The organism is Catenulispora sp. EB89 (genome assembly GCF_041261445.1).
Taxonomy (GTDB): Bacteria; Actinomycetota; Actinomycetes; order Streptomycetales; family Catenulisporaceae; genus Catenulispora.
Window position 1 is genome coordinate 336,850 of sequence record NZ_JBGCCU010000004.1, and the last position, 12,430, is coordinate 349,279.

Here is a 12,430-nt window from a genome sequence, read left to right on the forward strand (position 1 = left end):
GGTGGAAGTCATCGGCCGGCCCCGGTCGGAGTGGGGGTCGGCGTGGTGGGGAGGTGCGGTGCAGCCGCGCCGGGCTTGGCCTGGGGCGCGACCGGAGCGACCGGCGCGGTCGAGCTGGGCGTCGGCGTGGTCTGCGTCGGCACCGGAGTCGGGGTCGGGGTCGGGGTCGGGGTCGTGAGCGGGTTCGCGACCGGGGCGTGCGGTGCAGCCGCGCCGGGCTTGGCCTGAGGCGCGACCGGAGCGGTCGGGCTGGGCGTCGGTGTGGTCGGGGCCGGCGTGGTCGGCAGTACCGCGGCGCCGGGGACCGCACCGTTCGCGGTCGGCGCGGGGGTCGAGGGCTTCGGCGCGGGCGTCGGCGAGCCGAGCACCGAACCGTTCGGAGCCAGGAACGCCGGGTTCGGGTTCGGCACCATGCCCATCTGCGAGGCCTTCGACGCGAGTGCGCCAGGACCGTCCAGGCCGTCCAGCGACTGCTGGATCTGCTCCGACTCCTGCTGAAGCTTGGTCGCGGTGGCTTTCTGCTGCTTTATGGTGAACGCGCCCTTGTTCAGCTCGGTGTTCAGCAACAGCAGCGCCAGCAGCCCGACCAGGCCGAGCACCAGCAGCACCGCCACGAACGGCAACAACGACGGCGTGCCCTTGCGCCCGGCCAGGACCACCAGCCGCGGAGTGAGAGCGCCGCCACGGCCCGAGCCGCCGGAGCCGCCGGAGCCGCCAGAACCCCCCGAACCGCTCCCCGACTTCGCACCGCCCGCCTCGCCGGACGACTCAGTGCCGCCCGACCGGCCTAATCGCTCCCCACCGCCGGTACCACCGCCAACACCACCGTCGACACCGCCGCCACCCGGACCCTCCGCGCCCATCGCTACCCCTCCCTCACGCGCTCGGCGCCCCGCAGCTTCGCCGACGCCGCCCGCGGGTTCTCCGCGACCTCGGCCTCGGTCGGCAGCTCCGCGCCGCGCGTCAGCAGCCGGAACTTCGGCTGGTACTGCTCCGGCACCACCGGCAGGCCGGGCGGGGCCGTGGACTCCGACACCGCCGCGAACGCCCGCTTGACCAAGCGGTCCTCCAGCGAGTGGTACGACAGCACCGCGATGCGCCCGGCCAGGCCGGTGGCCCTGATCGCGGCCGGCAGGGCCCGCTCCAGAACCGGCAGTTCGTCGTTCACCGCGATGCGCAGGGCCTGGAACGTGCGCTTGGCCGGGTGGCCGCCGGTGCGCCGGGTGGCCGCCGGGATGGAGTCCCGTACCAGTTCGGACAGACGCGCGGTGGTGGTGAACGGTTCCCGCTCCCGTTCGGCCACGATGTTGTCGGCGATGCGGCGGGCGAAGCGCTCCTCGCCGTAGTCGCGCAGGATGCGGGCGATGTCAGGGGCCGGATACGTGTTCACGATCTCCGCCGCCGTGATGCCGCGCGAGGAGTCCATGCGCATGTCCAGCGGGGCGTCGTAGCTGTACGCGAACCCGCGTTCGCGCATGTCCAGCTGCAGCGAGGAGACTCCGAGGTCGAACAGCGTCCCGGACAGCGCCGGGACGCCGAGGCGGTCCAGCACCTCCGGGATCTCGTCGTACACCGCGTGCACGAGGGTCGCGCGGTCGCCGAACGGCGCCAGGCGCTTGCCCGCGGCGTCCAGCGCCTGCGGGTCGCGGTCCAGGCCGATCAGCCGCGCCTCCGGGAAGCGCTGGAGGAACGCCTCGCTGTGGCCGCCGAGTCCCAGGGTGGCGTCGAGCACGACCGCACCGGGCCGCCCGAGGGCCGGGCCGAGGATCTCGACGCAGCGTTCGAGCATGACCGGGATGTGCGTCGCGCTAGTCATCGGTGGTGGTTCCGCCTTCGAAGTCTCATCTGGTCCGGGGCCCCACGGTATCGAGCGGACCTCAGGAGTGGCGCACGCCGCGCGCCTTCTGGTCCCCGCCCGTCAAGGCCGGGTGCCGCCAGGCTGGCACCGGGGAAGGTGTGCCAGCCGGGCGGGCCGGTCGAGCGGGAGGAGGCCACAGGGCACGCGGCGTGCGTGAACGGTTCGGATGGTTCGGGTGGTCCGGCCGCCGGAGCTCCGCCAGGCCTGGTCCACCGGTCGCTCCGGCTAGTCGGCAGCCGCCTCCGATCCGGACGCGGCGAACGCGGACTCGGCGCCGTCCAGATAGTCGGCCCACGCCTCGGCGTCCCAGATCTCCAGCCGGGTGTCGGCGCCGATCACCACGCACTCGCGCTTCAGCCCGGCGTACGCGCGCAGCGGCGGCGGGATCACGATCCGCCCCTGCGAGTCCGGCTGGCAGTCGTAGGCGCTGGCGAAGAACACCCGGTGGTAGTCGCGGGAGGAGCGGCCTATCGCCGCGTCGGCCGCGCCGGGCCGCGAGGCGCTGCGCATCTGCGCCGTCAGCTCGGCGAAGCCCTCGGCGGTCCACACCGCCAGGCAGCGCTCCTGCCCCTTGGTGACCACCAGGCCGGCGGCGAGCTCCTCGCGGAAGCGCGCCGGCAGGATCAGCCGGCCCTTGTCGTCGAGGGAGGGCGTGTAGGTCCCGAGGAACACTCGCGCCTCCTCCCGGCCAGTCGACGTCCAGGGCGGTATCGATCGGAACAGCCGGGTCCGTAAAAAATCTGCGCATTGCGCGGTAGTCCCAATCCGGACCCGGTCCCGCTCCACTTCCCCCCACTGTACTCCACCAAACTTCCCGGGCAACCCCGGATCACCGGATCCGGGCAGGTCACGGCGGCCCTGGACGCGGAAGCGGGGATTGCCCCGAACGAGGCGTGCAACGCCGGGGGTCCACCGCACGTCTTGACATCAACGGGAGCGTGACGGGGGTGGTCCAGACCAGTGCGTCAAAGTTTTGGCCGGATCTATTGCCCTAGGCGCCCCGCTGTGAGCGAAGATCTGAGGAGTACATGTTTTCGCTGGCGCGGCGTGCGATCAGCGGGAAGAGTGAACGCCCCGCGCGTGCAGGAGACGCGTGGCGGGGGCCTGGCGGCCCGGGGCCCGGAGCGCGAGCTCCGGCGGGTCCGTGACGTCGGGCGGGGCGGCCGTGCGAACACCGTGCGGTCGATCGGACAGTGTTGGTGGGAGGATCCTGTGACGGTCGGCAACAGCGAGCTGGGATACACCGGGGGCGGCGGTCTGGACGCCGTCGCGACTCCCGCGGTGCGCCCGCAGGGCCCGGTCGGCGGTGCGGACCTGGAGCACCTGTCCGCCGCCACCGCCCGGATCCGCGCCGCGGTGGAGACGGTCATCGAGGGCAAGCCCGAGGTGGTGAAGCTGGCCGTCACAGTGCTGCTCGCCGAGGGCCACCTGCTGCTGGAGGACGTGCCCGGGGTCGGCAAGACCATGCTCGCCAAGGCGCTGGCCAAGTCCATCGACTGCACCGTGCGGCGCATCCAGTTCACCCCGGACCTGCTGCCCTCGGACATCACCGGGGTGTCGATCTTCGACCAGCAGCGCAAGGAGTTCGAGTTCAAGCCCGGCGCCATCTTCGCCAACTTCGTGCTGGGGGACGAGATCAACCGCGCCTCCCCCAAGACCCAGTCGGCGCTGCTGGAGTCCATGGAGGAGCGGCAGGTGACGGTGGACGGCACCACGTTCCACCTGGAGACGCCGTTCATGGTGGTGGCCACCCAGAACCCGATCGAGATGGAGGGCACCTACCCGCTGCCCGAGGCCCAGCGCGACCGGTTCATGGCCCGCATCTCCGTCGGCTACCCGGCGCCGGCCGCCGAACTGCGGATGCTGGACACCCACGGCCAGGTCTCGCCGCTGGACGAGCTGCGCCCGGTGACCGACGCGCACGAGGTGGGCCGGCTGATCGACACCGCGCGGCACATCCACGTCTCCGACGAGGTCCGGCGCTACGCCGTGGACCTGGTCAACGCCTCGCGCACCTCCCCCGAACTGCGCCTGGGCGCCTCGCCCCGGGCCACGCTGCACCTGGTCCGGGCGGCCCGCGCGGCCGCGGCCATGGAGGGCCGCGACTTCGTGCTCCCCGACGACATCCAGCACCTGGCGGTCTCGGTCCTGGCGCACCGCCTGCTGCCCACCGCCGAGACCCAGATCAGCCGCCGCACCACCGAGCAGGTGGTGGCCGGCCTGGTGTCGGCGGTGCCGGTGCCGTCGCTCGGCGGCACGCACCACGCCCGCCGCTAGGAGGGAAGGGCAAAGATGTCCGCCCAACAGAATCAGAACACGGAGAACACCGACGGCCGCGGCGGGCGGCTGGCCGGGCTCACCACCCGGGGGCGGTCGTTCCTGGCCGCCGGGCTGGCCGCGATGGCCTGCGGCATGCTCTTCGACTACAAGGTGCTGCTGCGGGTCGGCGCGATGCTGGCGATGCTGCCGCTGATCGCGATCATGGTGCTGGCGCGGACCCGCTACCGGGTCTCGTGCCGGCGCGCGCTGGAGCCGGCCCGCGTCGGGGTCGGCCAGGAGGCGCGCGTGCACCTGCGGCTGGAGAACGTCTCCCGGCTGCCCTCGGGCACGCTGCTGGTCGAGGACCGGGTGCCGTACGTGCTCGGCTCGCGGCCGCGCTTCGTGCTGAACAAGGTGGAGCCCAACGGCCGGCGCCGGGTGGTCTACCGGGTGCGCTCCGACGTGCGCGGCCGCTACCTGCTGGGCCCGCTGGCGCTGCGCCTGGCCGACCCGTTCGGGCTGGTGGAGCTGTCGCGCTCGTTCTCGGCCCAGCACGCGCTGACGGTGACGCCCCAGGTCTTCGCGCTGCCGAACGCGCCGGTCGGACAGGCCTGGAGCGGCCGCGGCGAGGGGCACGCGACCTCCGTGGCCGCGGCCGGCGAGGACGACATCGGCACCCGCGAGTACCGGCACGGCGACGACCTGCGCCGCGTGCACTGGCGCTCCACCGCCCGCACCGGCGAGCTGATGGTGCGCCGCGAGGAGCAGGTGTGGCAGAGCCGCGCGACGATCCTGCTGGACACCCGGGCGATCGCGCACCGCGGCGACGGCCCGGCCTCGTCCTTCGAGTGGGCGGTGTCCGCGGCCGCGTCGATCGCCATCCACATGGCGCGGCACGGCTACGCGGTGCGGCTGCTCACCGAGACCGGGCAGGCGGTGACCGCCGCGGCGCACGACTCCTCGGCGGCCGTCGGCCTGGACTTCGAGGGCATGCTGCTGGACGCGCTGGCCGTGGTGGAGATGAGCAACGCCGCGACGCTGTCCGGCGCGAACGCGATGCTGCGCCAGGGCGGCGGGGACAGCCTGGTCATCGCCGTGCTCGGCGACCTGTCCGGGGACGACGCCTCGGAGCTGGCCCGGGTGCGGCACTCCACGACCTCGGGCGTGGCGTTCGCGATGGACACCGCGTCCTGGCTCGGCGGCCGGCCGATGGCCCAGGCGCAGACCCGGTTCGCGGGCTCGGCGCAGGTGCTGCGGGTCGGGGGCTGGCGCGTGGTGGGGGTGGAGCCGGGCGACCGGCTGCCCGAGCTGTGGGAGCAGGCGGCGCGCCGCGGCGCTGGGCTCTCCGGGATGGCCGGGACGGAACTGGGGGCTGCGCGGTGAACGTCGGTACGAGTTCTGGTGCGTGTGACGGGGGTACGGGACGATGACAGGCAGACTGCGCATAGGCATAGCCGCGGCCGTCGCGCTGCTGCTCACGTCCACGGGGCTGCTGCGGCTGCTGGCGCCCGGCTCGTGGGTCTGGCCGATCGTGCTGGCGGTCATCGTGTCGACCGCCGCCGGCGAGCTGTTCCGCCGGCTGATCCGGCCGCGGCCGCTGGTGGTGCTGGCCCAGACCGTCGTCGTGTTCTGGTACGACATGGTGCTGCTGGCCCACGACCAGGCGTTCGGCGGCGTCCTGCCGACCTGGGCGGTGTTCCGCCGGCTCGGCGACCTGTACTCCACCGGCGCCCACGACATCCGCGACACCGTCATCGGCGGCCAGGCCACGCCCGGCATCGCCGCGATCCTGGTGCTGTCGCTGAGCGCGCTGGCCGTGCTGGTGGACGCGCTGGCCGCGACCTACGCGGCCGCGCCGCTGGCCGGCCTGCCGCTGCTGGCGCTCTACCTGGTCCCGGCCACCCGCAGCGGCGGCGGCTACGACTGGCTGGCGTTCGCGCTGGCCGCGGGCGGCTACACCGCGCTGCTGTCCGCCGAGGGCCGCGACCGCCTGGGCCGCTGGGGCCGTCCGCTGGTGCACGCCGGCCGGCAGCGGGCCGGCGTGGACGGCAAGCCGGTCGCGGCGCCCAAGGCCCGCGTGGACACCGGTCCGATCGCCGCCACCGGGCACCAGATCACGATGTACGCGCTGATCGTCGCGGTGCTCGCGCCGGTGCTGCTGCCGACGATCTCCGGCGGTCTGTTCGGGATCGGGCCGGACGACGGCAACGGGAACGGCACCGGCCACAAGAAGGGCAACGGCTCGTTCAGCCAGGTGCTGGACCTCAAGGGCAATCTGGGCGCGACCTCCGACGACCCGGTCCTCGACTACACGGCGAGCAAGCCGGAGTACCTGCGGCTGCAGACGCTCGACCTGTTCGACGCCAAGGCCCCCGTGGCCTGGAAGCCCGACCCGAACAAACAGCTGACGCCGATCGGCGCGGACATGGTCGTCTCGTCGGTGGTCCCCGGGCTCGCGAGCGACATCACGCCGCCGAAGACGGTGCAGGTGGACGTCAAGTACGTCTCCGACCAGACGACCAAGATCGACAAGACCGACATCAGCTCGCTGCCGGTGCCCTACCCGGCCCAGACGGTGAACGCCCCGCAGGGGTTCTCGGTCGACCGCGACTCCCTGGCGATCCTGGGCACGGCCTCGGTCTACAAGGGCATGCCGTACAGCGCGACGGTGTACGACACGACCTCCTTCCCCCCCGCCGACCTGGCCAGGGTCACCGGGGTCACCCCGGGCGACGCGGCGGCCTACAACCTGGCGATGGACCTGAACAAGACCGGCATCCCGGCGGACGTGGCGGCCCAGGCCGCGACCATCACCAAGGGCATCACGAACCCGGTCGCGCAGGCGCAGGCGATCCAGGACTTCTTCCAGAAGGGCACCCGCTTCGCCTACTCGCTCGCCGTCCCGGCCGAGGACGGCGTCGGGGCGATGGAGTACCTGCTGCAGCACAACAAGGGCTACTGCCAGTTCTACGCCGAGACCATGGCCGCGATGGCGCGCTCCCTGGGCATCCCGGCACGAGTCGCGGTGGGCTTCACCCCGGGGCAGCTCATGCCCAACGGGAGCTACGAAGTCAAGATGCACGACTACCACGCGTGGCCGGAGCTGTTCTTCCACGGCATCGGCTGGCTCCGCTTCGAGCCGACGGTCGGCATCACGACCACCGCGGCGGGGAGCGGCGGCCACGGCGTGGTCCCGAACTACAGCACCAACATCTCCGGCAGCACCACCACGGGGCCGTCGCAGAGCCCGAGCACCTCAGCGCCGTCGGGCGCCGGCGCCTCCTCGGCCAGCAACTGCCCGGTGAACATCCGCAAGTTCAACGGCTGCAACGACAACACCGACACCGGCACCGCGGCCGCCGGCCCGAAGCCGAAGTTCAGCTGGCTGGGCTGGTTCGGCGCCGTCCCGCGCTTCCTGGAGTACTGGCTGTTCGGCGGCTCCGGCTACGCCATCGCAGTGCGCTTCATCCTGCTGGCCCTGCTGCTGCTCGCCTCGGTACCGATGCTCCTGCGCATCGCCCGCCGCCGGGCCCGCGGCAAGCTGGCCGCCGGCCTCGGCCGCCGAGCCGGCCGCCGCAGCAAATCCGGCGCCGAGGACGAGGACGGCCTCGAATGGGAGTCCGCGGACACCCCCTCGAACCGCCGCCCCGAGGAGGACACGGAACGCCGCCGCATCCTCGCGGCCTGGGACGAGGTCCGCGACAGCGCCACCGACCTGGGCTACAGCTGGCCCACCTCGGAGACCCCCCGCCGCAGCGCCGAACGCATCATCAAACAGGCGCACCTCTCCCGCCCGGCCCAGGACGCGATGGGCCGCGTCACCGGCCTGGCCGAACGCGCCAACTACGCCCGCACCCTCCGCCGCCCGACGAACACCGGCGCCGCCCCGATGCCGGACCTGATGGACGACGTGAAGGAGATCCGCGCCGGCCTGGCCGAACCGGTCTCCCGCCGCACCCGCCTCCGCGCAACGGTGATGCCCCCCTCGGCACTCGCCGCACTCCGCGAACGCCGCGAGGATCTCACCGGCCGCGTGTACGAGCGCGTGCAGGGCGCCGGCACGCGCCTGCGGGCGCGAGGGCGGCGGCCTTCGGGGGCGGCGAAGGAGAAGGAGAAGGCTCGGCAGTAGCGGGGATGACGAGGCCGGCGCGGTTGATCTCAGGATCGGCCGCGCCGGTTTTTGCGCCGGGGGCTGGTCGACGGGGCATGGGCAGCGCGGCCGGCGAACATGCTGGCGGCTCGCTCTGCAGGCATGCGGTGAGCAGCGCAATCGGGTGAGGCACTGCCGCTGGTTCTGGCCGGCTTGATCGGCGCGAGGCGTGCGGCGGATTCAGCGGCATGCTGGCGGCCAGGTGTGCGGCGGTTCGGCAGGCACGCTCGGCGGGCGCGTGGTGAGCAGCGCAATTAGCTGAGGCACCAGCGTTGCAGCTGGCAGCAAAGCAGGCGGCGTGCATGCTGGCTGCACGCACGGCAGGCATGTTGCGAGCAGCGCAATTGGCTGAGGCGTCGGCGCTGCGGCAGGCAGGCTCGGCCGGCGGCGAGGCGTGCGGCGCGGTCGGCGAGCATGCTGGTTGACCTGGTCGGCGGCGGCGCGGCGAGCGTCCGGCCGGCGGGTGTTCCGGCCATAACAAAGCCGGGCCCCACCAGGACCCGGCCGTCACGTTCTCAAAGCTCTCAAGTTGCTCTCTCAGAGGTTGCCCTCATCCCGCCGCCGCTGCCAGCGCTCCTCGAAGCGGCGCATGGTCGGTTGGCGGGGCTGGCCGGGTGAGCGGCCGGGCTTGCGGGCGGCGGCGCGGACCTTGCGGCGGGCGACCGGGACGATCTCGCCGGGGGCGGGGATCCGGCGCCAGCTCGCGTAGGCGAGCCAGGCGCAGCCCAGCATCACCACGAAGCCGGCCACGCTGAGCGGGATCTGGGAGATCACGACGCCGGCCACCAGTGCGCCGATGCCGAGCACGAACCCGATCACGGCCAGCAGGGCGCGGCGCCGGAACAGCGCGCGCAGATCTGCTCCCTGCAGCGCGGAGGCGAACTTGGGGTCCTCCGCGTGCAGCGCGCGCTCCATCTGCTCCAGCAGGCGCTGCTCATGATCAGACAGCGGCACTTGGCCTATCCTCCCAGCATCCACAGCCACCCATCGGCGGTGACTGTCTTAAGAATAAGCAGACCCTGGGGTCTACGAAAGCTCCCATCAGAGACAGATCCCGTGACCCCTTCACCGGAACGATGCCCTGGTATGCGCTGCGCTACGCATGGGGTGATCTCGGTGTCGGGGGCGGTGTCGGATCCACCCCCTACAAGAACGTTCCCGGGCCGGAAAAGGTTCGCTGCGGGGAGCCGGGAGATGAGTTGTAAGCACGTATTAAGAAGTGATCTTATGTGTCGGCTGGGGAAGCTGGGAAGGCTGGCGAGACCGAACCCTGCCGGCTAGGTCGCGCTCTTGCGCGCCAGCACGTGCAGCCGCCCCGCCACCGCGCGGAACTCCGGACGGTCGGCGACCGCCGCCTCCAGCGCCGCGAGGTCGGACGCGGCCTGCGGGTCGGCGTCCACCAGCGCCCCGGGCACCAGGTCCGTGAACACCCGCACGCCGTGCACCGACTGCACCGCCAGCCCCGCGTCGTCCAGCAGCCGGGTCAGCTGGGCCTCGTCGAAGCGGGCGGCCAGCGGGTCCTGGGGGCCGAAGCGGCCGGTCGGGTCGGCCAGCGCGCGCCGGGCCTCGGCGAAGTGGCCGCCGAGCGCGCGGGCCACCACCGCGGCGGCGCGGTTGGCAGCCAGCACGCTCACCACGCCGCCGGGACGCAGCACGTCGGCGACCGTCGCCAGGCCCGCCGCCGGGTCGTCGGCCATCTCCAGGACGCCGTGGCACAGGACCAGGTCCACGCTCGCCGGCTCGACGTGCTCCAGCAGCCCGGCCAGGTCGCCCTGGACGGCGCGCAGCGCGTCCTTGGGCACACCGGACTCGGCGGCGCGGCGCTCCAGCGCGGCCAGCGCGTCGGGGCTGGGGTCGACGACGGTGACCCGGTGCCCGAGCTCGGCGATCGGCACGGCGAAGCCGCCGGTGCCGCCGCCGACGTCGAGCACGTCACGGGGCGCGGAGTCGTCGAGGACGATGCGCACGGCCTGCCACAGCACGGCGGTGCGGGCCTGGGCGCGGCGGGCCGCGGCCGGGCCGGCGGATCCGCCCGGTCCCGCGGCGGCGCCTTCGGGTCCCTGGGCGGCGGGCGTGGCGGTCGCGCTGGCGGCGCTGTCGGCCATGAGGGGTGCACTCCTGCGGGTCGGCTCGGGCTCGGCGGGGCCTCGGACGGTTGCTGTGTCGGTGACGCCTGGTCCGGTGTCCGGGTGAAACCGGTCGGGTGTCACGGTCGAGCTTTCTGGTGTCGCGGCGAATGTCGCGGCGAAGCCTGCTGAGGCCTCAGTGCCAGCGTAGTGGACCGAGTGGGTACCGGTCCGGGGCGTCTCGCGGGGCGTCGTGGCCGGTCGGGGGCTCCGGGTCACCCGAGCGGACCCGCGGCGGCCCGCCCCGCGCCGCAGCCCGGCCGGACCCGTGCCCCGTCCCACCTGTCACTTCTGTCCACCCTGTCACTGCCAGCAGATGTCAGTGGCCCGGTGCACGATGGAGGCGTGCGCCGGCTGCCCTCGATCTTCCACGTCGACCTGGACGCGTTCTACGCGTCGGTCGAGCAGCTGCACAAGCCGAGCCTGCGCGGCAAGCCGGTGGTGGTCGGCGGGATCGGGAACCGGGGCGTGGTGTCGACCGCGTCATACGAGGCGCGGGCCTTCGGCGTGCACTCGGCGCTGGCCACCGGCATCGCCCGCCGCCGCGCGCCGAACGCCGCGTACCTGATCCCCCGGTTCGGCGCCTATCAGGCGTACAGCGAGCGGGTCATGGCCCTGATGCACGAGCTGTCGCCGCTGGTGGAGCCGCTGAGCCTGGACGAGGCGTTCATCGACATATCACACTTATTCGAACCACTTGACAGCGAAAGCACGCATTCTGCGACACTGAGAGCACGGCAGATAGCAGCAGAACTGCGGGACCGCATCAAGACCGAGACCGGCCTGACGGCCTCGGTCGGTGCCGGGACCAGCAAACTCATCGCCAAGATCGCCTCGGACGCCGAGAAGCCGGACGGTCTGGTCGTCATCGAACCCGGGACCGAGCAGACCTGGCTCGACCCGCTGCCGGTCCGCGCCCTGTGGGGCGTCGGCCCGGCCACCGCGGACCGGCTCCGGAAGATCGGCGCCACCACGGTCGCCGAGCTGCGCACCCTGAGCCGCAACGAACTGACCGCCGTCGTGGGCGCCTCCTACGGCAGCACCCTCTACGCGATCGCCCGAGGTCAGGACGACCGCGACATCAGCACCGACCGCGAGATGAAATCGGTGAGCGTCGAGGACACCTACGCCGAGGACCTGCTCGACCCCGCGACCATCACCGCGCACATGGACGACCTGGTGACCCGCCTGGGCAGCCGGATCCGCAAGGCCGGCCGCTCGGGGCGGACCATCACGATCAAGGTGCGGGGCCACGACTTCACGACCGTGTCCCGCAGCGAGACCACGCCCAACCCGACTGACGACCCGGCCACCATCCGCGCCGCCACGCACCGCATGCTCCCCGGCGCGGTGGCCGCCGCCACCCAGACCGTCCCGGGCGTCCGGCTGCTCGGCGTGGGCCTGTCCGGCCTGGCCGAGTGGGCCCAGCTCGACCTGTTCGCCGCCGACGACGAGTTGGAGACCGCGCTGGACTTCTGGGACCAGGCGGCGGAGCCGGGGCCGGCGGCCGACGACGGCGACTTCGACATGCCGCGGGGCACGATCATCGAACCCGCACCCGAAACCAAGTCCGAAACCCAGCCCGAAGCCGAAACCAAGCCCGAACCAGATCCCGAACCCGAACCCGAACCCGGACCCGACCCGGCCGACGTCATGACCCCGGTCGACACCGTCGAGGGCGAACGCTCGCCGCGCCAGTTCGGCCCGCTGCCGCCCGGGACGCGCGGCGCCGTCGAGACCGCCGTCAGCGAGCGCCGCTTCCTGCCCGGCCAGGACGTCGCGCACGACGAGTTCGGCAGCGGCTGGGTCCAGGGCAGCGGTCTGGGCCGGGTGACCGTCCGCTTCGAGAGCCCGTGGTCCGAGCCGGGCCGTATCAAGACCGTGTGGGCCGACGATCCGGCGCTGCACCTCGTCGACGCGGCCGCCGTCGCCCGCGAGGCCTTGGCGGTGCTCACCGACGGCGACGCCGATCCCGACACAGACCCCGACCCCGATCCCGATGCCGCCCCGGCCTGATCCGCTCGCGAGGCACACCCC

9 protein-coding genes are annotated in these 12,430 nt (G+C 73.0%); 4 read left to right on the plus strand and 5 right to left on the minus strand.

The window, feature by feature from the left end:
• Positions 1-8: 8 nt before the first annotated feature.
• The 3 genes from ABH920_RS11145 to mraZ form a co-directional block, all read right to left on the minus strand.
• The gene (locus ABH920_RS11145) at positions 9-863 is read right to left on the minus strand and encodes a hypothetical protein (RefSeq protein ID WP_370348830.1); all 855 of its coding nucleotides are present in this window, start codon (positions 861-863) and stop codon (positions 9-11) included.
• 2 nt (positions 864-865) lie between these two features.
• Positions 866-1,816, minus strand: coding sequence for a 16S rRNA (cytosine(1402)-N(4))-methyltransferase RsmH (gene rsmH / locus ABH920_RS11150; RefSeq protein ID WP_370348831.1), 951 nt, complete (start codon positions 1,814-1,816; stop codon positions 866-868).
• A gap of 267 nt (positions 1,817-2,083) precedes the next feature.
• On the minus strand, positions 2,084-2,530 hold the full coding sequence (gene mraZ / locus ABH920_RS11155; RefSeq protein ID WP_370348832.1) for a division/cell wall cluster transcriptional repressor MraZ: 447 nt from the start codon (positions 2,528-2,530) through the stop codon (positions 2,084-2,086).
• Between the two features lie 585 nt (positions 2,531-3,115).
• Between mraZ and ABH920_RS11160 the strand changes: the two genes are divergently transcribed.
• The 3 genes from ABH920_RS11160 to ABH920_RS11170 are packed head-to-tail and all read left to right on the plus strand — an operon-like array spanning position 3,116 to position 8,246.
• Entirely contained in the window at positions 3,116-4,135 is a 1,020-nt protein-coding gene (locus ABH920_RS11160) for an AAA family ATPase (protein WP_370349030.1), read from the plus strand.
• Between the two features lie 15 nt (positions 4,136-4,150).
• Positions 4,151-5,500 (plus strand): DUF58 domain-containing protein, encoded by a 1,350-nt coding sequence (locus tag ABH920_RS11165; protein ID WP_370348833.1) that lies wholly within the window; start codon positions 4,151-4,153, stop codon positions 5,498-5,500.
• A gap of 43 nt (positions 5,501-5,543) precedes the next feature.
• Positions 5,544-8,246 (plus strand): transglutaminaseTgpA domain-containing protein, encoded by a 2,703-nt coding sequence (locus tag ABH920_RS11170; protein WP_370348834.1) that lies wholly within the window; start codon positions 5,544-5,546, stop codon positions 8,244-8,246.
• 558 nt (positions 8,247-8,804) lie between these two features.
• On the opposite strand, the gene ABH920_RS11175 is transcribed toward ABH920_RS11170, so the two are convergent.
• Both ABH920_RS11175 and ABH920_RS11180 read right to left on the minus strand, forming a co-directional pair.
• The gene (locus ABH920_RS11175) at positions 8,805-9,221 is read right to left on the minus strand and encodes a DUF3040 domain-containing protein (protein ID WP_194911869.1); all 417 of its coding nucleotides are present in this window, start codon (positions 9,219-9,221) and stop codon (positions 8,805-8,807) included.
• Between the two features lie 323 nt (positions 9,222-9,544).
• Positions 9,545-10,372: a methyltransferase gene (locus ABH920_RS11180; protein ID WP_370348835.1), complete on the minus strand. Its 828-nt coding sequence runs from the start codon at positions 10,370-10,372 to the stop codon at positions 9,545-9,547.
• A 366-nt stretch (positions 10,373-10,738) separates the two neighbouring features.
• Between ABH920_RS11180 and ABH920_RS11185 the strand changes: the two genes are divergently transcribed.
• A complete protein-coding gene (locus ABH920_RS11185; protein ID WP_370348836.1) occupies positions 10,739-12,409 on the plus strand; it encodes a DNA polymerase IV in 1,671 nt (556 codons plus the stop codon).
• Positions 12,410-12,430 lie beyond the last annotated feature (21 nt).